The 22,266-nt window shown below is 49.5% G+C and carries 22 protein-coding genes; 12 read left to right on the top strand and 10 right to left on the bottom strand.

Going from position 1 to position 22,266, the window contains the following annotated elements; translation table 11 throughout:
* Positions 1-74: 74 nt before the first annotated feature.
* Together FDW96_RS14190 and trmL are read left to right on the top strand one after the other, a co-directional pair.
* Positions 75-1,415, top strand: a complete 1,341-nt coding sequence (locus FDW96_RS14190; protein WP_137365853.1) for an aromatic acid/H+ symport family MFS transporter — start codon at positions 75-77, stop codon at positions 1,413-1,415.
* Between the two features lie 46 nt (positions 1,416-1,461).
* The gene (gene trmL, locus FDW96_RS14195) at positions 1,462-1,935 is read left to right on the top strand and encodes a tRNA (uridine(34)/cytosine(34)/5-carboxymethylaminomethyluridine(34)-2'-O)-methyltransferase TrmL (RefSeq protein ID WP_003827329.1); all 474 of its coding nucleotides are present in this window, start codon (positions 1,462-1,464) and stop codon (positions 1,933-1,935) included.
* Between the two features lie 86 nt (positions 1,936-2,021).
* On the opposite strand, the gene cysE is transcribed toward trmL, so the two are convergent.
* From cysE to FDW96_RS14220, 5 genes are all read right to left on the bottom strand, one after another.
* Positions 2,022-2,843, bottom strand: a complete 822-nt coding sequence (gene cysE, locus FDW96_RS14200; RefSeq protein ID WP_016154965.1) for a serine O-acetyltransferase — start codon at positions 2,841-2,843, stop codon at positions 2,022-2,024.
* A 78-nt stretch (positions 2,844-2,921) separates the two neighbouring features.
* Positions 2,922-3,941 (bottom strand): NAD(P)H-dependent glycerol-3-phosphate dehydrogenase, encoded by a 1,020-nt coding sequence (gpsA, locus tag FDW96_RS14205; protein WP_137365854.1) that lies wholly within the window; start codon positions 3,939-3,941, stop codon positions 2,922-2,924.
* A complete protein-coding gene (secB, locus tag FDW96_RS14210; protein WP_003024155.1) occupies positions 3,941-4,408 on the bottom strand; it encodes a protein-export chaperone SecB in 468 nt (155 codons plus the stop codon). The genes gpsA and secB overlap by 1 nt, the downstream gene beginning before the upstream one ends.
* A 46-nt stretch (positions 4,409-4,454) precedes the next feature.
* The gene (gene grxC / locus FDW96_RS14215) at positions 4,455-4,706 is read right to left on the bottom strand and encodes a glutaredoxin 3 (RefSeq protein ID WP_003024152.1); all 252 of its coding nucleotides are present in this window, start codon (positions 4,704-4,706) and stop codon (positions 4,455-4,457) included.
* A gap of 52 nt (positions 4,707-4,758) precedes the next feature.
* Entirely contained in the window at positions 4,759-5,190 is a 432-nt protein-coding gene (locus FDW96_RS14220) for a rhodanese-like domain-containing protein (RefSeq protein WP_003024148.1), read from the bottom strand.
* Positions 5,191-5,438: 248 nt separating this feature from the next.
* Between FDW96_RS14220 and gpmM the strand changes: the two genes are divergently transcribed.
* From gpmM to FDW96_RS14235, 3 genes are read left to right on the top strand one after another with little or no spacing between them, the layout of a single operon-like run.
* Complete coding sequence (gene gpmM / locus FDW96_RS14225; protein WP_042311597.1) at positions 5,439-6,983, top strand: 2,3-bisphosphoglycerate-independent phosphoglycerate mutase; 1,545 nt, start codon at positions 5,439-5,441, stop codon at positions 6,981-6,983.
* A gap of 33 nt (positions 6,984-7,016) precedes the next feature.
* A complete protein-coding gene (envC, locus tag FDW96_RS14230; protein ID WP_233639320.1) occupies positions 7,017-8,276 on the top strand; it encodes a murein hydrolase activator EnvC in 1,260 nt (419 codons plus the stop codon).
* Positions 8,277-8,279: 3 nt separating this feature from the next.
* Positions 8,280-9,203, top strand: a complete 924-nt coding sequence (locus tag FDW96_RS14235) for a divergent polysaccharide deacetylase family protein (protein ID WP_061380912.1) — start codon at positions 8,280-8,282, stop codon at positions 9,201-9,203.
* On the opposite strand, the gene FDW96_RS14240 is transcribed toward FDW96_RS14235, so the two are convergent.
* The 3 genes from FDW96_RS14240 to kbl all read right to left on the bottom strand — a co-directional run bounded on the left by FDW96_RS14240 (position 9,204) and on the right by kbl (position 12,665).
* On the bottom strand, positions 9,204-10,241 hold the full coding sequence (locus tag FDW96_RS14240) for a glycosyltransferase (protein WP_137365855.1): 1,038 nt from the start codon (positions 10,239-10,241) through the stop codon (positions 9,204-9,206).
* A gap of 192 nt (positions 10,242-10,433) precedes the next feature.
* On the bottom strand, positions 10,434-11,459 hold the full coding sequence (tdh, locus tag FDW96_RS14245) for an L-threonine 3-dehydrogenase (RefSeq protein WP_137349133.1): 1,026 nt from the start codon (positions 11,457-11,459) through the stop codon (positions 10,434-10,436).
* 9 nt (positions 11,460-11,468) lie between these two features.
* Entirely contained in the window at positions 11,469-12,665 is a 1,197-nt protein-coding gene (kbl, locus tag FDW96_RS14250) for a glycine C-acetyltransferase (RefSeq protein WP_137365856.1), read from the bottom strand.
* A gap of 214 nt (positions 12,666-12,879) precedes the next feature.
* Between kbl and rfaD the strand changes: the two genes are divergently transcribed.
* Genes rfaD through FDW96_RS14285 form a run of 7 tightly spaced genes read left to right on the top strand, consistent with a single transcriptional unit; the run spans position 12,880 to position 20,149 of the window.
* A complete protein-coding gene (gene rfaD / locus FDW96_RS14255; RefSeq protein ID WP_003827312.1) occupies positions 12,880-13,812 on the top strand; it encodes an ADP-glyceromanno-heptose 6-epimerase in 933 nt (310 codons plus the stop codon).
* A gap of 9 nt (positions 13,813-13,821) precedes the next feature.
* The gene (rfaF, locus tag FDW96_RS14260) at positions 13,822-14,868 is read left to right on the top strand and encodes an ADP-heptose--LPS heptosyltransferase RfaF (protein ID WP_137361681.1); all 1,047 of its coding nucleotides are present in this window, start codon (positions 13,822-13,824) and stop codon (positions 14,866-14,868) included.
* Between the two features lie 3 nt (positions 14,869-14,871).
* Positions 14,872-15,840: a lipopolysaccharide heptosyltransferase RfaC gene (gene rfaC, locus FDW96_RS14265; protein WP_137365857.1), complete on the top strand. Its 969-nt coding sequence runs from the start codon at positions 14,872-14,874 to the stop codon at positions 15,838-15,840.
* Positions 15,841-15,856: 16 nt separating this feature from the next.
* Entirely contained in the window at positions 15,857-17,137 is a 1,281-nt protein-coding gene (locus tag FDW96_RS14270; RefSeq protein ID WP_137365858.1) for an O-antigen ligase, read from the top strand.
* Entirely contained in the window at positions 17,134-18,147 is a 1,014-nt protein-coding gene (locus FDW96_RS14275) for a glycosyltransferase family 2 protein (RefSeq protein ID WP_137365859.1), read from the top strand. The genes FDW96_RS14270 and FDW96_RS14275 overlap by 4 nt, the downstream gene beginning before the upstream one ends.
* 1 nt (position 18,148) lies before the next feature.
* Positions 18,149-19,204 carry a lipopolysaccharide core heptosyltransferase RfaQ gene (gene rfaQ, locus FDW96_RS14280; RefSeq protein ID WP_137365860.1) on the top strand — a complete coding sequence of 352 codons (1,056 nt, stop codon included), beginning with the start codon at positions 18,149-18,151 and terminating at the stop codon, positions 19,202-19,204.
* Entirely contained in the window at positions 19,205-20,149 is a 945-nt protein-coding gene (locus tag FDW96_RS14285; RefSeq protein ID WP_042311579.1) for a glycosyltransferase family 8 protein, read from the top strand.
* Positions 20,150-20,176: 27 nt separating this feature from the next.
* Here the strand turns inward: FDW96_RS14285 and FDW96_RS14290 are convergent, their stop codons facing one another.
* Complete coding sequence (locus FDW96_RS14290; RefSeq protein WP_042311576.1) at positions 20,177-21,187, bottom strand: glycosyltransferase; 1,011 nt, start codon at positions 21,185-21,187, stop codon at positions 20,177-20,179.
* Positions 21,188-21,233: 46 nt separating this feature from the next.
* Positions 21,234-22,253 (bottom strand): glycosyltransferase, encoded by a 1,020-nt coding sequence (locus FDW96_RS14295; protein WP_042311575.1) that lies wholly within the window; start codon positions 22,251-22,253, stop codon positions 21,234-21,236.
* Positions 22,254-22,266 lie beyond the last annotated feature (13 nt).

Below are 22,266 nucleotides of genomic sequence, written 5' to 3' on the forward strand. Positions count from 1 at the left end.
GCGAGGAAAGCCAACGCACATGCAGCTTGAAGTATGACGGGTAGATAACAACCATCATAACTGGCGAGGGTGACATGGCTTATTCCGGTAAAGTGAATATCCAGCAGGCGATAGACGACAGTCCTTTTTCACGCTTTCATTGGGTGATTATTGTCCTGGGTTTTCTGGTGTTAGCCATTGACGGCTTCGATACCGCGGCGATGGGTTATATTGCGCCCACGCTCTCTGCCGACTGGGGCATCCAGAAGCAGGATCTCGGGCCTGTTTTAAGCGCCGCATTATTGGGTCTCTCATTTGGCGCATTATTAGCCGGACCGATTTCCGATCGGATGGGCCGTAAGCGCGTTCTGGTCTTTTCCTGTTTGTTCTTTGGTCTCGCCAGTCTCGGCACCGCCTATGCACAGACGCTGAATATGCTCACATTTTGGCGCTTTCTCACCGGGCTTGGACTCGGCGCGGCAATGCCTAATGCCATTACCCTTGTGTCAGAATTTGCGCCCAAACGCTGCCGTTCGATGGCAATAAACACCATGTATTGCGGCTTTCCGTTAGGGGCTGCGGGCGGTGGCGTCATCTCCTCCTGGCTGATCCCCAACTACGGCTGGCACAGCGTGCTGCTCGCTGGCGCAATCGCCCCGCTGACGCTCACTGTGCTGTTAGTGCTGTTCCTACCGGAGTCGGTTAAGTATTTGGTGCACCGTGGTAAAAGCGTTGCGCAGGTGAAACGTATTGCCCAACGCTTTATGTCGGGCAGTCTGGAACAGGTCACCCAGTTTTATCTGGATGAAGACAAGGTTACGGTCAAAAAAGGCAGCGTGGCGCAATTGTTCAGTATGCCCTGGCTGCCGGGCACGCTGATGCTGTGGCTGACCTACTTTATGGGGCTGGTTATCTATTACGTACTGCTGAGCTGGATGCCAACCCTGATGTTGGGCATGGGCTATCCACTGGCGGAATCGGCCTGGTTAACCTCACTGTTTACCTTCGGCGGTACGGCGGGGATCCTGCTGGCCGGTTGGTTAATGGATCGCTGGGAAGCACATAAAGTGGTATCACTCGGCTTTATCCTGACGATGCTGTTTGCCCTCGCCCTCGGTTTTGAGCATAACCATATCATCCTGTTCGGCGCCCTGATCTTCCTGATGGGGATTACCATGAACGGTGCGCAGTCCGGGCTACAGACGCTGGCTGCGACGTTCTATCCTACCCACTGCCGCGCGACGGGTATTGCGTGGATGCAGGGAGTGGGCCGATTCGGCGGCGTGGCCGGAACGATGATGAGCGCCCAGCTGCTTTCCCTGCAATGGCAGGCTGATAGTATCTTAATGTTCCTTAGCCTTCCCGCGCTGCTCGCAGCTGCGGCGACGATTTACAAGCTGCAACGCTATAAACCGCACACGCTGACCGTCGCATAGTACCCGCTCTTTCTGCTATTCTGCCCCCCGTAATTAAGGGGGCAGTATGCTTAACATCGTTTTATTCGAACCAGAAATTCCGCCAAATACCGGCAATATTATCCGTCTTTGCGCCAATACCGGTTTTCGTCTGCATATTATTGAGCCGATGGGCTTTACCTGGGACGACAAGCGCCTGCGTCGTGCGGGGCTGGATTATCATGAATTTACCGCCGTGCTGCGCCACCCTGATTACGCCGCCTTCGTCGCCGCAGAAAACCCGCAGCGTCTGTTTGCCCTGACCACCAAAGGTACGCCAGCGCACAGCGCGGTAAGTTATCAGGATGGGGATTATCTTATGTTTGGCCCGGAAACACGCGGTCTGCCAGCCAGTATCCTCGACGCTCTGCCGGCCGAACAAAAAATTCGTATTCCGATGATGCCGGACAGTCGTAGCATGAACCTGTCAAATGCGGTGTCGGTGGTGGTGTATGAAGCCTGGCGCCAGTTGGGATATCCTGGCGCGGTATTGCGTAGTTGATTTGTCGGATGGCGGCTGACGCCTTATCCGACCTACAAATACCACGTAGGCCCAGTAAACGCAGCGCCACCGTGCATGGCTCGAAATCAGATGCCGTCGCCGTACTCGAACGTATGATGTATCCCGTTGAAATGCTGATCCATATCCATAGACGGCTTATCGCTGTCAGGTTTGCCGACAATGCGTGCCGGAACACCTGCGGCGGTAGTGTGTGGCGGTACGGGTTGTAAAACGACGGAACCCGCGCCAATCTTTGCGCCGCGCCCGACTTCAATGTTGCCGAGAATTTTCGCGCCCGCGCCAATCATCACCCCTTCACGAATTTTTGGATGACGATCGCCGCCCGCTTTACCGGTCCCGCCAAGCGTAACGGATTGCAAAATAGAGACATCGTTTTCAATTACAGCGGTTTCACCCACCACAATACCGGTAGCGTGATCGAGCATAATCCCACGGCCAATTTTTGCCGCCGGATGAATATCTACCTGGAAAGAAACAGATACCTGATTTTGCAGAAAGATTGCCAGCGCCTGACGCCCCTGATGCCATAGCCAGTGGCCGATGCGGTAGGCCTGAAGCGCATGAAAGCCCTTCAGATACAGAAGTGGGGTGGAATATTTGTCGACGGCCGGGTCGCGTGTGCGTACCGCCTGGATATCACAAGCCGCTGAGGCAATCATTTCAGGATCGGCCGCGTAGGCCTCTTCCACGACTTCGCGAATCGCAATGGCAGGCATGATTGGAGACGCGAGCTTATTCGCCAGCATATAGCTCAGCGCGCTGCCGAGGTTTTCATGCTTGAGCAGCGTTGCGTGATAAAAACTGGCCAGCATAGGCTCACATTCCGCCAGTGCCCGGGCTTCCGCTTTAATGTTTTTCCAGACGATATCCAGTTCTTCACACGGCATTGCGTACTCCAGAAGGTAGCAAAACGACCGACCCGTTCTTCGCGGGTCGGGTCGTTATTATTCAACAGATCCTTACAGCTAGTGGCGACTCAGCTCGTCCTTGCGCGCACGGCCTAATAACGTTAATGCTGCCTCGCGCGCGTTTTTTCCGCAATACAATACTTGATAAATTTCCTCGGTTATTGGCATCTCAACACCAAAACGGTGCGCCAATTCACGAACTTCTTTCGTATTGCGGTAGCCTTCCACCACCTGACCAATCTTGTCCTGCGCACCCTGCACGTCCATCCCCTGGCCGAGCATCATGCCAAATCGACGGTTGCGCGACTGGTTGTCGGTACAGGTCAGCACCAGATCGCCTAAACCCGCCATCCCCATAAAGGTGGCAGGATCGGCACCCAGCGCCGCGCCAAGACGCGACATTTCAGTCAGTCCACGGGTGATCAATGCGGTTCGCGCATTTGCGCCAAAACCGATGCCGTCAGACATCCCCGCACCAATCGCAATGACGTTTTTCACCGCGCCGCCAAGCTGCACGCCAATGAAATCCGGGTTGCTATAAACGCGGAAGCTTTTGCCGCAGTGCAGCAACTGCTGGAGATCGTCAGCGAAAGTATCGTCCGTTGAGGCCAGAGAAATCGCCGTCGGCATACCCGCCGCCAGCTCTTTGGCGAACGTCGGGCCGGAGATGACCGCCAATGGAATCGCATCTCCCAGCGCTTCACGCGCCACATCCTGCAGCAGACGCCCTGTTTCCGCTTCCAGACCTTTTGTCGCCCAGACCAGACGCGCATCAGGACGCATCAGCGGTTTGATGTTACGCAGCACTTCGCCAAAGACGTGGCTCGGCACCACCACCAGAATATTACGGCTGGCGGCCAGCGCAGTGGCTAAATCACTTTCCAGGCGCAGCGTGTCGGGAAAAGGCACATCAGGGAGGAACGCGACGTTGCAGCGATCGTGCTCAAGGGTCGCGATATGTTTTGGATCATGGCCCCACAGCACAACCTGATGGCCATTTCTTGCCAGGGTAATAGCAAGAGCGGTGCCGTACGAGCCGGCACCAATCACAGTCATTGAAGCATTACTTTGGTTCATCAGGCATCCTGATGTTCTTCAGTACCTTCTCCAGCCTGCTGCTGTAAATAGTTCATGAACAGCGCATCAAAGTTGACCGGCGCAAGGTTCAGTTGCGGGAACGTACCGCGTGAAACCAGACTGGTGATGCATTCGCGGGCATACGGGAACAGAATGTTCGGGCAGTATGCGCCCAGACAATGCGCCATCTGAGTCCCTTCGATACCACTGATGGAGAAAATACCGCCCTGCTGAACTTCACACAGGAACGCCGTTTCTTCGCCAAGAGAAGCCGTTACGGTGACACGCAGCACTACTTCATACACGTCATCTGCCAGTTGGGTAGATGCGGTATCAAGATCAAGTTTAACCTCTGGCTGCCAATCTTTCTGGAAAACATGCGGTGCATTTGGCGCTTCGAAAGATACATCCTTGGTATAGATACGTTGGATCTGGAAAGCCATTTCAGTGTTATTTTGTTCTGACATGTTTAGAAAACCCTTAGTGTTGTCCTTTAAATACTTTCAGTACGCCTTATCGCAGCAGGGGATCCAGTCCACCACGCGCATCCAACGCATACAAGTCGTCACAACCGCCAATGTGCTGTGCATCAATAAAAATCTGCGGAACCGTCGTACGGCCACTGCGTTTGATCATCTCTTCACGCTTTACGGCATCGCCGTCAATCGGAAGTTCCTGGAAACTCACACCCTTGCTGTTCAACAGCGCTTTTGCGCGATGGCAAAACGGGCAGGTTGCTTTGGTATAGATCTCAATATTGGCCATGACTTATCTCCAGTGTTCTTTTTACCCAGCGGCATGAAAGAAGACGGGTAAATTACTTGCCGCGAACCAGTGGCAGATTCTCACCACTCCAGCCCGCTACGCCGTCTTTCAGTACGGATACCTGCTCAAAACCGGCTTTAATCAGCGCAGTTGCTGAATCCTGGCACTGCATGCCTGAACCATCAACCACAATCACAGGTTTGTTTTTGTGTTTTTCAAGCTCGCCAAAATTGTTGGCTTTGATTTCGCTCGGCAGCAGGTTAGTGGAGCCTGCGATATGGCCTTTGCGGAAGTCGTCGCGCTGGCGTAAATCCACAACAACGGCGTCTTCTTTATTGATGAGACGTGTAGCTTCGCCGCGAGTAATCACCTTCACTTTTGAGGTCAGGCTCTTAAACGTGGTAAATAATACAGCCGCCAGTAACGCAATCCAGGCGATACTCAAGACAGGGTGGCGACTAACAAATTGCATAATTTCTTGCATGGGGGGTAACAACTCCCGACTAGTGATTAAAAAAACCAGGAAAGGAGTATACCTGCGCGTTGGCGCAAATACAGCCAGAGCGTGCATTGGATTGCATTTTTGCGGGGCGCTACGGAAAAAAAAATGTAAATCGGTGTTCCCCCTGGCACGCGATCCCCCATTATTTGATCTTCGGGGGCTACTTTATCGATTCAGCTGTAGTAAAATTACGCAATTATTTTTTATCTATTGAGTGTGAGGTTGTCGCAATGTCGGTTTCTAAAAAACCTATGGTACTGGTGATTCTGGATGGCTACGGCTATCGCGAAGACAGCCAGGATAACGCCATTTTTAGTGCTAAAACCCCGGTAATGGATGCGCTGTGGGCAAAACGTCCGCATACCCTGATTGATGCGTCTGGTCTGGAAGTCGGCCTGCCCGATCGCCAGATGGGCAACTCCGAAGTGGGTCACGTCAACCTGGGCGCGGGCCGTATCGTGTATCAGGACCTTACCCGTCTGGATGTCGAAATCAAAGAACGTACTTTCTTCGCTAACCCGGTGCTGACCCACGCGGTCGACCAGGCAAAAAATGCCGGAAAAGCGGTACACATCATGGGTCTGCTCTCTGCTGGCGGCGTTCACAGCCATGAAGATCACATCATGGCGATGGTAGAACTGGCCGCTGAACGCGGTGCGGAAAAAATCTATCTGCACGCTTTCCTTGATGGTCGTGATACCCCGCCGCGCAGCGCTGAACATTCCCTGCAGAAATTCGAAGAGAAATTTGCCGCGCTGGGCAAAGGTCGCGTAGCGTCCATCATCGGTCGTTACTACGCTATGGACCGCGACAACCGTTGGGATCGCGTAGAACAGGCTTACGATCTGATGACGCTGGCAAAGGGCGAGTTCCAGTTCGCTACGGCGGTTGAAGGCCTGCAGGCTGCTTATGCCCGCGACGAAAACGACGAATTCGTCAAAGCGACCGTGATCCGTGCCGAAGGTCAGGCAGATGCAGCTATGGAAGACGGCGATACGCTGATTTTCATGAACTTCCGTGCTGACCGTGCGCGTGAAATCACTCGCGCATTTGTTAACGCTGATTTCGACGGCTTCGCCCGTAAGAAAGTCGTTAACCTCAACTTTGTGATGCTGACCGAATACGCGGCAGACATCAAAACTGCGGTTGCTTACCCACCAGCATCTCTGGCCAACACCTTTGGCGAGTGGATGGCGAAGAACGAAAAAACGCAGCTGCGTATTTCCGAAACTGAAAAATATGCGCACGTAACCTTCTTCTTCAACGGCGGTGTAGAAGAGCCGTTCAAAGGCGAAGACCGTATTCTGATCAACTCTCCGAAAGTCGCTACCTACGATCTGCAGCCGGAAATGAGTTCTGCTGAACTGACCGAGAAGCTGGTTGCAGCGATTGAGAGTGGTAAATACGACACCATCATTTGTAACTACCCGAACGGCGACATGGTTGGCCACACCGGGGTGATGGAAGCAGCGGTTAAAGCGGTTGAAGCGCTGGACCATTGCGTTGAGCAGGTAGCGAAAGCCGTTGAATCCGTTGGTGGACAGCTGCTGATCACCGCAGACCACGGTAACGCAGAGCAAATGCGCGATCCGTCTACTGGCCAGGCGCATACCGCGCATACCAACCTGCCGGTTCCGCTGATTTATGTCGGTGGTAAAAACGTTAAAGCGGTCGAAGGCGGTAAACTTTCGGATATCGCCCCGACGATGCTGACGCTGATGGGTATGGAAATCCCGCAAGAGATGACTGGTAAGCCGCTGTTCATCGTGGAATAATCCCTCCCCATGAGGGGAAAGGCGATTAATACCATCACTCGGGCCGTGAAACTGCCAAAGTTTTCAGTCAGGCCCTTGTTCTACGCCAGCGCGCTTAGCGCTGGCGTATTGCTGTGCGCCTTTTCCGCCCACGCGGACGAACGCGATCAGCTCAAATCTATTCAGGCCGATATCGCGGCAAAAGAACGCGCGGTACGCCAACAGCAACAACAACGTTCCACTCTCCTCGCTCAGCTTAAAGCTCAGGAACAGGCTATTGCCGTCGCCGCAAGGCAACTGCGCGAAACACAAAACTCATTGGCACAGCTGAATGCACAAATCGCTGAGATGAACGCCGCGCTCGCGAAGCTGGAAAAGCAGCGGGCAGCGCAAGAGCGCAGCCTGGCAGCACAGTTAGACGCCGCGTTTCGCCAGGGTGAACACACCGGTATTCAGCTCATCCTCAGCGGCGAAGAAAGCCAGCGCGGACAGCGCCTGCAGGCCTATTTCGGCTACCTGAACCAGGCGCGGCAAGAAACTATCGCGCAGCTGAAACAAACCCGCGAAGAGGTCGACTCGCAAAAAGCCGAGCTGGAAGATAAGCAGAGCGAACAGCAGACCCTGCTGTACGAACAACGCGCTCAGCAGGCTAAGCTGGAGCAGGCGCGTAACGAACGCCAGAAAACACTGTCGGGTCTGGAATCATCAATTCAACAGGGCCAGCAGCAACTGGGCGAAATGCGCGCTAACGAATCCCGTCTGCGCAACAGCATTGCTCGCGCCGAAGCCGCGGCCAAAGCGCGCGCGGAACGTGAAGCGCGCGAGGCGCAGGCCGTACGTGATAAGCAGAAGGATGCGTCACGAAAAGGCTCGACCTACAAGCCGACCGAAAGCGAAAAATCACTGATGTCCCGTACCGGTGGCCTGGGTTCGCCGCGCGGCCAGGCATTCTGGCCCGTTCGTGGCCCAACGCTGCATCGTTATGGCGAACAACTGCAGGGTGAGCTACGTTGGAAGGGTATGGTTATTGGCGCATCCGAAGGCACCGAAGTTAAAGCCATTGCCGATGGTCGCGTCATTCTGGCGGACTGGCTGCAGGGCTATGGCCTGGTGGTGGTGGTTGAGCACGGTAAAGGCGATATGAGCCTGTACGGTTATAACCAGAGCGCGCTGGTCAGCGTCGGTACGCAGGTTCGCGCCGGGCAGCCTATTGCACTTGTGGGTAGCAGCGGCGGTCAGGGCAGGCCGGCACTCTATTTCGAAATTCGTCGCCAGGGTCAGGCGGTCAATCCACAGCCGTGGTTGGGAAGATAAGTTTTGCCTCAATTTCGTCGTCAATTACTCTCTCTTGCCAGCGTGCTGGCCTTCGTAACACCTGTTTTTGCTGGCAAACTCGCCATCGTTATTGATGATTTCGGCTATCGTCCACAAACTGAAAATCAAGTACTGGCGATGCCTTCCACCATCTCGGTTGCCGTTCTCCCTAATGCCCCACACGCGCGTGAAATGGCGATTAAAGCGCATAACAGCGGGCATGAAGTGTTAATCCATCTGCCGATGGCGCCGCTGAGCAAACAACCGTTAGAGAAAGATACTTTGCGCCCGGAAATGAGCAGCGAAGAGATTGAGCGCATTATTCGCGACGCGGTAAGTAAAGTGCCGAATGCCGTGGGGCTGAACAACCATATGGGTAGCGCGATGACTTCCAGCCTGTTTGGCATGCAGAAGGTGATGCAGGCGCTGGAGCGTTACGATCTCTACTTTCTGGACAGCATGACTATCGGCAACAGCCAGGCCATGCGCGCAGCGTCAGGAACCGGTGTGAAGGTCATCAAACGCAAAGTCTTCCTGGATGACACACAAAATGAAGCTGACATTCGTCGTCAGTTTACTCGCGCCGTCGATCTTGCACGCCGCAACGGCTCAGCAATCGCCATTGGTCACCCTCACCCTTCCACGGTGCGAGTATTACAGCAGATGCTTTATAATCTGCCAGCCGATATTACGCTGGTTCGCCCGAGCAGTCTGCTCAATGAACCGCAGGTCGATACCTCCAGACCCAACCTCACGCCGCCGAATAACAGCGCACCACGTAATCCTTTCCGTGGTGTGAAATTGTGCAAACCGAAACAGCCGTTAGAACCCATTTACGCCAGTCGATTCTTCACCGTACTCGGTGAAAGCATCACCCAAAGTACGCTGGTGCAGTATATGCGCCTGCAGTGGCAGGGCTGGCAATAATCAGTCGTTAAGTTCCAGCGTTAAATGGGCCAGGCGGCGCGGCGTCAGTGATTTATCGCGCCACTGGCTAAAACGGATGGCCCACAGCAGCACCTGATAACCCAGCTTAACGCTGCAGATATTACTTACCATCCGTTTGAACATACCCGACACAAATACTTCAGCAATCATACGCTGGCGGATTTTTTCATCCGGCTCTTTACGTATGCAATGACAAACGCGTAGCGCTTCGTAAATCACCTGCTGTTTGAATTCCGGGTAAATGGGAATGCGCCCGGCGTACTCGTGATTCATCTTGTCGAGCAGGCGGGTAATTTTGATGTAGTGGCGCTGATAGGCGAGGTTCTTCAGCCCGGTACGCGGCAGACGACTCACGGACGCGCCGTGCAGAAAGTATTTGTACAATGGAACTTCCGTATAGCGCGTGCGTTTGGCGTTAAACATAAATTCCGTGGTCCAGATGATATCCTGGTGGTGCAGGCCAGACAGGAAGGTCAGCCCCGCGTCGCGGATCGTCTGATGACGATATACGCCCATCCAGACAACATGCCGCCAGCGGCGGCTGGCTAACGCTTTTCTTAACCAGTCCGGTCCGGTCATCACGTCAGTAGAACGTATACGATCGGTAGGAATGGATGCCCATGTATGCCCCGTCTCCGCAATACACCAATCGGCATTGCACTGCGCCACATCCAGATTGTCCTGCAGCGCCATATTCATCAACGTTTCATACATTTCCGGATAAGCAATATCATCGCCGTCAACATAAGCGATGTACTCACCCCTGGCGACTTCCATCCCGGTATTACGCGCCGCTGAGACTCCCCCGTTCCGCCGATGCAGTAGATGAACGTGCGGATAACGATCCGCATATGCCTGTGCGAGCTGCGCAGAGTTATCCGTAGAGCCATCATTAACAATGATGATCTCCAGATTTTTCCACGTTTGCGCAATCAGCGAATCCATACACGCAATGAATGGTTCACCCGTATTGTAGAGCGGCATAATGACGCTCAATAGGCCGGGGGTATAGGTCATGTCAAATCCTGCCAAACAGTATAATTAACGGCAATTTCTAACATATTTAGCGGTAAATCTTCAGAGAAAATTTCTCAAAACTTTAGCGGAAAATGCGCCGGATGAGTGAGTGCAGCAAACAAAAAAATCCCCGGAGAGTTAACGATAGTCAACATCCGGGGATTACATACAGAATCCACTACGTGGATACGGTTAATCCCAGCTCAGGATCACTTTCCCTGACTGGCCTGAACGCATCGCGTCAAAGCCTTGCTGGAATTCATCGATCGAGAATCGATGGGTGATGATTGGCGACAAATCCAAACCAGACTGAATCAGTGCAGCCATTTTGTACCAGGTTTCAAACATCTCGCGACCGTAGATACCTTTAATAAACAGCCCCTTAAAGATAACCTTTGTCCAGTCGATAGACATATCTGACGGAGGGATCCCCAGCATAGCAATACGGCCACCGTGGTTCATGGTGTCCAGCATGGTGCGAAACGCTGGCGGCGCGCCGGACATCTCCAGGCCTACATCAAACCCTTCGGTCATACCCAGCTCAGCCATCACGTCGGTCAAATTCTCTTTCGATACGTTGACCGCACGGGTGATGCCCATTTTGCGTGCCAGCTCAAGACGATACTCATTCACGTCGGTGATCACCACGTGGCGTGCGCCAACGTGCTTCGCGACCGCCGCCGCCATAATACCGATTGGACCCGCGCCGGATACCAGCACATCTTCACCCACCAGATCGAACGACAGCGCCGTGTGCACCGCATTACCGAACGGATCGAAGATGGACGCCAGATCATCGGAGATATTGTCCGGGATTTTAAACGCGTTAAATGCCGGGATCACCAGGTATTGTGCAAAACAACCAGGACGGTTTACACCGACACCGGTCGTATTGCGACACAGGTGCGTACGCCCACCGCGGCAGTTACGGCAATGCCCACAGGTGATATGACCTTCGCCAGAAACGCGATCGCCGATTTTAAAGCCTTTAACTTCCTGACCAATGCCAACAACTTCGCCGACATATTCATGCCCCACGACCATCGGAACCGGGATGGTTTTTTGCGACCAGTCATCCCAGTTATAAATGTGAACGTCAGTCCCGCAGATGGCTGTTTTACGGATTTTAATCAGCAAATCGTTATGGCCGACTTCCGGTTCAGGAACGTCGGTCATCCAAATGCCCTCTTCCGCTTTCAGTTTGGATAACGCTTTCATTTCACATCCTCAGGCAATAACGCCCAGTTGTTTACCAATGCGTGTGAACGCCTCAACAGCACGCGTAATCTGCTCAGGGGTATGCGCTGCAGACATCTGAGTACGGATACGCGCCTGGCCTTTTGGAACCACTGGATAGAAGAATCCAGTAACGTAAATCCCCTCTTTTTGCAGCTCACGGGCAAACTCCTGCGCCACCACCGCATCACCCAGCATAACCGGGATAATCGCGTGGTCCGCACCGGCTAAGGTAAAGCCTGCGGCAGACATTTGCTCGCGGAACTGGCGCGCGTTCGCCCACAGGCGATCGCGCAGTTCGCTACCTTCCTCGACCATTTCCAGCACTTTAATGGAAGCAGCCACAATCGCCGGAGCCAGTGAGTTGGAGAACAGATACGGACGTGAACGCTGGCGCAGCCACTCCACCACTTCCTTACGCGCTGCGGTATAACCACCGGATGCGCCGCCGAGCGCTTTACCCAGCGTACCGGTAATGATGTCCACACGGCCCATCACGTCACAGTATTCATGAGAGCCACGACCATTTTCGCCGACAAAGCCGACCGCATGGGAGTCATCAACCATGACCAGCGCATCGTACTTGTCCGCCAGATCGCAGACGCCTTTCAGGTTCGCAATCACGCCATCCATAGAGAACACGCCATCGGTGGCAATCAGGATATGACGAGCCCCCGCTTCGCGCGCCTCTTTCAGACGCGCTTCCAGCTCGGCCATGTCGTTGTTGGCGTAACGGAAACGCTTCGCTTTACACAGACGAACGCCATCAATGATTGAAGCATGGTTCAGGGCATCGGAGATGATCGCGTCTTCTGCGCCCAACAGCGTTTCAAACAGGCCGCCGTTGGCGTCAAAGCAGGAAGAGTAAAGGATGGCATCTTCCATACCAAGGAAAGCCGCCAGTTTTTGCTCCAGTTGCTTATGGCTGTCCTGGGTACCGCAAATAAAGCGTACCGAAGCCATACCAAACCCGTGAGAATCCATACCCGCTTTTGCCGCGGCAATCAGTTCCGGGTGGTTAGCCAGTCCCAGATAGTTGTTCGCACAAAAGTTAATAACGTGGCTTCCATCTGCCACGGTGATATCCGCCTGCTGGGCAGATGTAATAATGCGCTCTTCTTTAAACAATCCTTCCGCACGTGCGGTTTCGAGATCGTTGGTTAACTGTTTGTAAAAATCCCCACGCATTTCAATTCTCCAGACTGGGCAAATTTCAGCACATATTACCCAAAGCTATACATTGATACGAGATGACGCATCATCACTTCTTCAAAATGAAGCATAAATCACGCGTACCCGCACAGCTTATCGGTGAATGGCTGAAGCCTGGACCATGTAGTGATATGATAGAAGTATTCGTGTCTGAGATTGTCTCTGACTCCATAATTCGAAGGTTACATTTATGATCATCGTTACCGGCGGCGCGGGATTTATCGGCAGCAACATCGTTAAGTCCCTGAATGATAAAGGCATCACCGATATTCTGGTGGTGGACAACCTGAAAGACGGCACTAAATTTGTTAACCTGGTGGACCTGAATATTGCTGACTACATGGATAAGGAAGACTTCCTGATCCAGATTATGGCTGGCGAAGATTTCGGCGATATCGAAGCGATTTTCCACGAAGGCGCATGCTCCTCCACCACCGAGTGGGATGGCAAGTATATGATGGATAACAATTATCAATACTCCAAAGAGCTGCTGCACTACTGCCTGGAGCGTGAAATTCCGTTCCTGTACGCCTCTTCCGCCGCGACTTACGGCGGTCGTACATCTGATTTCATCGAATCCCGTGAATATGAGAAACCACTGAACGTCTATGGCTACTCAAAATTCCTGTTCGACGAATACGTGCGCCAGATCCTGCCAGAAGCCAACTCTCAGATTGTTGGCTTCCGCTATTTCAACGTCTACGGACCGCGTGAAGGCCACAAAGGCAGCATGGCAAGCGTCGCTTTCCACCTCAACACCCAGCTTAACAATGGCGAAACACCAAAACTGTTCGAAGGCAGTGAAAACTTCAAACGTGATTTCGTTTATGTTGGCGATGTGGCGGCGGTAAATCTGTGGTTCCTCGAAAACGGGGTTTCCGGCATCTTTAACCTCGGTACCGGGCGCGCGGAATCTTTCCAGGCCGTTGCCGATGCAACGCTGGCGTACCATAAAAAAGGCAGCATTGAGTACATTCCATTCCCGGAAAAACTGAAAGGCCGCTACCAGGCATTTACCCAGGCAGATCTGACTAACCTGCGCGCAGCGGGCTATGACAAGCCGTTTAAGACCGTTGCCGAAGGCGTAACGGAATATATGGCCTGGCTGAACCGCGACGCGTAAGAAGTTAGCATGAAAATACTGGTGATCGGCCCGTCATGGGTGGGCGACATGATGATGTCGCAAAGTCTCTATCGCACGCTCAAGGCGCGCTATCCCCAGGCGATAATCGACGTGATGGCACCGGCGTGGTGCCGTCCGCTGCTGTCGCGTATGCCTGAAGTCAACGAAGCCATCGCCATGCCGCTGGGACATGGCGCGCTGGAGATCGGCGAGCGCCGTAAGCTTGGTCATAGCCTGCGTGAGAAACGCTATGATCGCGCCTGGGTGCTACCCAACTCTTTTAAATCCGCTCTGGTGCCCTTTTTTGCTGGCATTCCCCATCGTACCGGCTGGCGTGGAGAGATGCGCTACGGCCTCCTAAACGATGCGCGCGTGTTGGATAAAGAAGCATGGCCGTTGATGGTCGAGCGCTATGTGGCTCTGGCCTATGATAAAGGCGTGATGCTGACGGCCAAAGATTTGCCGCAGCCTCTGCTATGGCCGCAGTTGCAGGTCAGCGAAGGTGAAAAATCACTGACCTGTAGTCAGTTTTCTCTTTCTGCCGAACGTCCGATCATCGGTTTTTGCCCAGGTGCGGAATTTGGTCCGGCGAAACGCTGGCCACATTATCACTATGCGGAACTGGCGAAACAATTGATCGATGAAGGTCATCAGATTGTGCTGTTTGGCTCGGCAAAAGACCACGAAGCCGGAAATGAGATCCTCGCTACGCTGAGCCTTGAACAGCAGGCCTGGTGCCGCAATCTGGCGGGTGAGACACAGCTGGAGCAGGCGGTCATTCTTCTCGCCGCCTGCAAAGCGGTTGTCACCAATGATTCTGGATTAATGCACGTTGCCGCCGCGTTGAATCGACCTCTGGTAGCATTGTATGGTCCAAGTAGTCCGGACTTTACCCCGCCGTTGTCGCACAAAGCGCGAGTCATCCGCCTGATTACGGGCTACCACAAGGTGCGTAAGGGCGATGCAGCAGAAGGTTATCACCAGAGCCTGATCGACATCACTCCTCAGCGCGTACTGGAAGAACTGAATGACCTGTTGTTACAAGAGGAAGCCTGACGGATGCGGGTTCTGATCGTTAAAACATCGTCTATGGGTGATGTGCTGCATACGTTGCCCGCATTAACCGATGCGCAGCAGGCCATACCGGATATTCACTTTGACTGGGTGGTGGAAGAAGGGTTCGCTCAGATCCCCTCCTGGCATTCGGCCGTTGACCGCGTGATACCGGTGGCGATCCGCCGCTGGCGTAAAGCGTGGTTTTCCGCGTCGATTAAAGCCGAGCGTAAAGCGTTTCGTGATGCCGTCCGTTTACAGCAGTATGACGCGATAATTGATGCCCAGGGGCTGGTAAAAAGCGCAGCACTGGTTACCCGTCTGGCACACGGGGTCAAGCATGGTATGGATTGGAGCACCGCCCGTGAACCGCTGGCGAGCCTGTTTTATAATCGCAAGCACCATATTGCCAGACAACAGCACGCCGTAGAACGTACGCGTGAATTGTTCGCAAAAAGTCTGGGATATACCAAACCGCAATCGCAGGGTGATTACGCTATCGCTCAGCATTTTTTGACGGAAGTAAATGCTGATACAGCGCAGTATGCGGTGTTTCTTCATGCCACGACCCGTGATGATAAGCACTGGCCGGAAGCCAACTGGCGGGAGCTGATTGGCCTGTTAAACAATGCAGGCATACGCATTAAACTGCCCTGGGGAGCCGCGCATGAAGAAGCGCGTGCCAGGCGACTGGCGGAAGGGTTTACTTATGTTGATGTCCTGCCACGGATGAGTCTGGAGGAGGTCGCCCGCGTTCTGGCGGGGGCCAAATTTGTAGTGTCGGTTGATACAGGCCTAAGCCATTTAACCGCCGCATTGGATCGCCCCAATATAACGCTGTATGGCCCAACGGATCCGGGATTGATTGGGGGATATGGGAAAAACCAATATACACAACAGAGCCATTCCGGAAAATTGCAGGATCTGGATGCTAGTTTAGTCAACGCATCGCTGGTTGATAATAATTTGCTTTAACTTTAAGAGATGAACCATGCTTCACCAACACATGCTTTCTCGCTTTATATATAGTATAAAAAACAATCCATTCGATTTTATATACTTCTTATTTTATGTCGGGATACTTGCTACTTTAGGGATGGTACTGGTCAATCCGGATGAAGCACTGAAGATATTTATTTTCTCCACTGTTCTGTCTCTGCCTCTTATAGGTAAAAACTTAAAGCATGTATGCAGTAACAAAAAGAATCTGGTTTTGCCTTTTATGTTGCTGCTCTTCGGTTTGCTGCAGATTATTTGGGTAGAAATATTTAAACAGCCAGGCTCAGCCTTTACCGGAGCCTACCGCTCATACCAGAACGGTGGCAAAGTGATGCTTTTTTCCGCACTGGTGATGACCGCGCTAACATCGCGAGCGCCGTGTGCCAATAAAACCCGCATCACCAGTATCTGGGTGATTCTTACAGCAATAGGTTTGTACCTTTACGCGGGATATCAAATTTCGGGAGCAGACTATCTTTTTAGGTATCGCGTAGCCCTTGGTTTTGAACACCAAACCGGCACAGCCTACGCCCTGACACTTATTGCATTATTAGCATCACAGGCCATTATTAACCTGCGCCTGAAACATACCATTTCTTTGTATCTATTACATTTTTTGATATCGCTCGCAGTGATCATCACCACGCAAACCCGGGCGGCGATTTTAGTTTACCCACTCCTGAGCATTGGGCTGTTTTTCATGCACTTTCGCCATAACCGCACCATCTTATTAAAGGCGCTATTGGGCTTCTTACTCTTGATTGGGCTGGTAGCTATCCCCTTAAAATCAGTGATTGAAAATCGTTACCAGAGTTTTCTCATCGATCTACATTCTTATATTCAGAACAATAGTGTTAACTCTATTGGCGCGCGGCTTGCAATGCAACGAGCAGGTATTGAAGCAGGGAAAGTACATCTCGGGGGGCAGTCACTTGAACAACGTGGTGCAGAAATTCAGCAACTTGCTGTGCAAGACACCTCTCTGCAAGGGGCGGTAGTGTTCCTTAACGTCCATCTGCATAACGAAATCGTTGATACCTTTTCGCTGAAGGGCATCCCTGGGGTGATTGTGCTACTCTTGCTCTATACTGCCATGTTTTTAACAGCTTACTGGCAACGCAGCCCTCTGTTGTTCGTCATCTCAAGCGCTATCGCTATCTATGGCTTGAGTGATTTATTATTGTATGCCAAAGGTGAAGCCTTGAGCAGTGTGCTGGCGTTATGTGTAGCAGCAATGCTGAGCTCGAAATTCAACGAGAGAACAATGCCATGATTAACGCTTCAGGTTATTTGCTGAGCATAATTATACCTACTTATAACAATGCTGAACTCATCACAGCTACGTTGACATCGGTCCATCAGAGCATCACTGACGAGGTGGAGATAATAATTGTCAATGATGGTTCAACAGATTTAACGGAAGAGCGCATCAAGGCATTTTATCATGAGCATAACTGCAACAATGTAAAATATATAAGCCAGAAAAATCAAGGTGTTGCAATCACCCGCAACGTCGGATTGACCCAGGCAACGGGAAAGTATATTGGTTTTGTCGACAGCGATGACATTGTCTGTGCTGATTATTTCACTATCCTTCTCCCTAAACTTAGGGAGGGGAAATATGATATTGTGGAATTCAATTTAACTCGAAATATAAACAATCTGTATCAGAATAAACCTGGCGCAAAGAATACCCTGGCTCAACACGAAATTATTTTGGCTGATGATAACTATGCTCCCCTGTTACCAACTTTTCGTGCCGGGCAATGGCATCTCATGACAAAAATTTTTCACCGCGACATTATTGGCAACGATCGATTCGAAGAACATCGTCGATATGAAGACATGATTTTTTGTCCCTTCCAATACTTTAAGTGTCATAACATATTAAAGATAGAGAATAAATTATATTACTATCGGGTAAATGAAAAAAGCATTACCGAAAATATTATTGATAGCGATGCGGACAGCATCTTCTTTGCTATGCGAAAAATGTATAACTATGTGAATAAAAATAACGAGAAACGTACCGTCGCCACATTAATGATCATCAATTGTTTTCTGGAAGGCCGCAAACTTTTACGCAAGAAAAAAGGCTACTATCGTTATAACGAAAGTATGTTGAATGACATTCAGAATGCGCTTGCGTGCTGCGATACAAAAATCGTTAAGAATAAAATAATCCTTAAGATGAAATACCCGCATATTGATCGTTCAATTTCTGAAATTAGATATAAGATACTATCCGCTTGCAAAAGTTTATTTTTTCGAAAGGGATTTTAACATGTTTGATAAAGTCGACCGTGTTCTTATTTGCAAGCTCAAATTTTATGGTGATGTTCTGTTAACAACACCTGTTATTGCCAGCATTCAGGCTCGTTATCCTCATGCTAAAATCGATCTGCTTCTTTATAAAGATACAAAATCAATTTTGGCAGCAAATGAAAGTATCAATAATTTTTATCTCATTGAGAAAAAGAAAGGCCTTTTAGATACAGTAAAAAATTATCTTTCAGTGCGTCAACAGCTGAAAAAAAATCACTATGACCTGATCGTTAACCTAACCGAGCAATGGCCGATTGGCGCTCTTGTTGCCTCCTTACGTCGCCCCTCAATTGCATTTGAGCGTGATAAGAAACAATGGAACAATCTTTTTTCACGTGTTACACCGATGACCGGCACGCACATAGTTGAACAAAATCTATCCATTTTAAAGGGTATCGGGTTTAGCGAAGCAGATCTGAAAAAAGAGATGTCACTGCACTATCGCCAGGATGATTACCACCATTTGGTTTCCCAACTTCCGGCATTATCTTCACAAAAATATGTCGTTATTCAACCTACTGCCAGACAAGAATTTAAATGTTGGGATGATGATAAATTCGCCCATGTGATTGACCATCTGCATCAGCGTGGTCTGCATGTTTACCTCACCTGTGGGCCAGCACAAAGTGAGCAACAGCAAGTCCAGCGCATTGCTGAACTGTGTCAATCTGCCCCTGACCTGGCGCTGGCAGGCAAAACAACTTTCCTGCAGTTGGCTGCGTTAATCGACCATGCCGTTCTTTACATCGGGGTCGATTCTGCGCCTATGCATATGGCGGCAGCATTAGGAACACCTCAGGTCTGTCTGTTTGGCGCGACCAATTATCAGCAATGGAGACCATGGTCAGATAACGCCGTGTTGATTTGGGCTGGTGATTACCATCCAATGCCCTCCAGAGATGAACTCGACAGGTCAAAAAAATATTTAACATGGATACCGGAGCAAGCCGTGATTGACGCTATCGATAGGGTACTTCATGATAGTGGCAATGATAAAGGTAATGAGAAAGCATAAATGGACAACAAAAATAACGTTATTAATATTGCTTACTGCACAGATGCTAATTATCTGGAATATGTAGCAGTGTCCATTATGTCTGTCATAATGAACAACCCAGGACAAGACCTGTCATTTTTCGTTTTTGTCTATGACGTCTCGGACGACGAAATCAATAAACTGCGCTCAACCAGTGATAAAATTCAGGTTATCAATATTGATAAAGAGGAGATTGAAAAGTATAACAATGACTTTGCAATCAAACATCTGAACCGTTCGACCTATATGCGCCTTGCCGTTCCGCGCTTACTAAAAGATAAAGTTGAGTACTTTATCTATTTAGATGCCGATACTCTGTGTTTTGATAAACTCAATGATATTAACAGTATTGATATCAGTAACGTCATTTGCGCAGTCAGCCACGACTCGCTCGATATCCATGATACAAAAAATGCTAAACGCCTGGGTCTCAGTACAGGTCATTACTTCAATGCCGGTTTTTTGTATATTAATATCGCCAATTGGATTAAGTTCGACATCGAAAACAAAGCAAACACTGTACTATTTGAACAGGGAAAAAGTCTACCTTACTTTGATCAAGATGCTCTGAATATCGCAATGGATGGCAATGTCAAATTTATTGATAATCGATGGAATTTTTTGTTTAACTGGTTTAACGACCAACAAAAAGATAGCTTCTTCTATCAAAAAGATATCCTGCCACGCATTATCCATTTCACCGGTGGACGAAAGCCATGGTATAAAGAGCATACTGGGCTTTCACAGCAACTGTATCTTTTCTACCATCATTTCACACCCTGGCAGACCACAGAAATGCGCTCTTATGCCCCACGAATGAGGCCTACTGATTATCGGGTTTACTCACGTCAGGAAGCCAAAAGGGGAAATTACTGCGCTTCTATCAAATGGTATCTGAAATATCTCAAAACGAAATTGCGCTAAATAAAAAACTCCCTTTCGGGAGTTTTTTTACTTACTTTGTAACTTTGCACGTAAATAGCCGATATAGCTAATTACTGAAGCAACATATTTTCCTTGTAGCCTTTCATGCCGTGATTTCTTTTTATATTGCTTTGGTGTTCTGGCTGGTAACAAAGGAACATCAGCCCATGGAGAAGACTTCCACGCTTCAACAAAAAACTGTGCTGAAGGATAGTTAGCCCATGAATTCCATGGTTTGGTCACGCCGATATAGTGGATCAGAATAGTTTCAGGCGTTATATACTCTTTATACTTTGAAAGATCTTTGCTCTTAAGCTCTTGTTTAATACCATATATTGCATCATAAATTCGTGGTAAGAAAATAGTTTTTCCCAAAAACAGGATATTTAAAACATCCTGGTCAAGAAACGCAAATTTCTTAGTTTTATCTAACAGAGTAGAAAATGCTTTAGAGAAAAATTGTTGCTCCTTCCATTCCTTTAAATTAGCAAAAATAACCCCAGCATTAAAATATTGCTCATTAAACTCTGGAACATTAAGACGAGTAGCTGCATATGAACGACTATCATCAACATCCTGGATAACTGCAGCTACATGATGCTCAAATTTGATATTTGTTAAATCAATCAACGACCCCTTACATACCACATCGGCATCAATATAGAGCAAACTATCGATTTTTTCGCTAAGATATTCAAATGCAATAAATCTAAAATAAGTAGCATGAGACCAGGCATTTCCGCATGGCAAGACCTTTAGTCCTTCAGCATTCATTACATAGACAGTTATATTAGTAGCAAATTGCTTTGCTAGTTTTTCAAGCCGTTGCCGATAATCTAAATCAATATAATCAGTAAAAAGGTGGAAATGAATGCTGATATCTTGATTATGTAGTAAAACGGATGACATCGAAACTGCCGCTCCGAACATAAAATTCTGATCAACCCCCCATGCAATATTCAACTGAGGGGTATGATCTGTTGGAGCACCAAAGATCTCGATGGTATCCTTGATAGACTGATGACAATCAAAATTCATGTACTACACCTTTTTTATGCTATCTGAAAATTATCTGCACAACAAACTAGTGCGACCGTGCATTATGTAGTTTATTTTTTATATACATAACATGACTTAACACAGAACGAATATATTTCCGCTGCACTCTTTCATGTCGTGACTTACGTTTATACAACTTGGCTGTATTTGCATTTAACAGAGACTTTTCTGCCCATGCGGATTTCTGATATGCTTCAATAAAAAACTTAGCCACCGGGTATTTAGCCCATGAATGCCATGGTTTAGTGACGCCCACATAGTGAATTAATACCGTATCGTCGGTAATGAAATCCTGATAAATCTTATCGTTTTTATTTTTGAGTTCCTGATCGACCCCATAGATACAGTTAAAGTCTCTTCTCAGGAAAATAACATTGCCGACAAACAAAATATTGAGCACGTCCTGGTCGAAATAAAGTAATTCCTTTTGGCGTTTGTCTAATATAGAAAATGCTTTGGTTAACAACTGCTGCTCACGCCATACTTCGAGATTCGCAAATACAACACCCGAATTAAAATACCCCTTACTCAGTTCAGGGATACCGAGTCTGGTACCGGATTTAATTCGCACTTCATCAACATCATTAATGACAGCTGCATATTCCCCGCAGAAATTAATCTCAGTAAGTTCCCGTAGAGAACCTTTACAAATGACATCGGCATCCAGATACAGTACCGAGCTTAATTCGGTGCTTAAATATTCAAATGCAAAGTAACGATAGTACATTGCATAAGTCCAGGCTTTCGTGCTCGGCAGTTCACGAAAGGCCGCATTATCGAAAACAAGGACAGTCACTGTCGTACTGTACATTTGCGTTAGGCGTTTTATGCTTTCCAGATAGTCGTCATCGATATAGTCAGTGGCGATATAAAAATGGATATCAATATCAGGATTATTCACTAATACTGAGGTCATAGAAATGCCGGATCCAAACAAAAAATTACGATCGACACCATACGCAACGCTTAGTTTTTTACTCTTGCCATGCGTCGAGCTGTCGATGATATGTTTTTGAATGATCAACTTCTGGAAATCGATGTTCATAATAAAATAGCCT

It is taken from the genome of Citrobacter sp. TBCS-15, from assembly GCF_005280815.1.
GTDB lineage: Bacteria > Pseudomonadota > Gammaproteobacteria > Enterobacterales > Enterobacteriaceae > Citrobacter > Citrobacter werkmanii.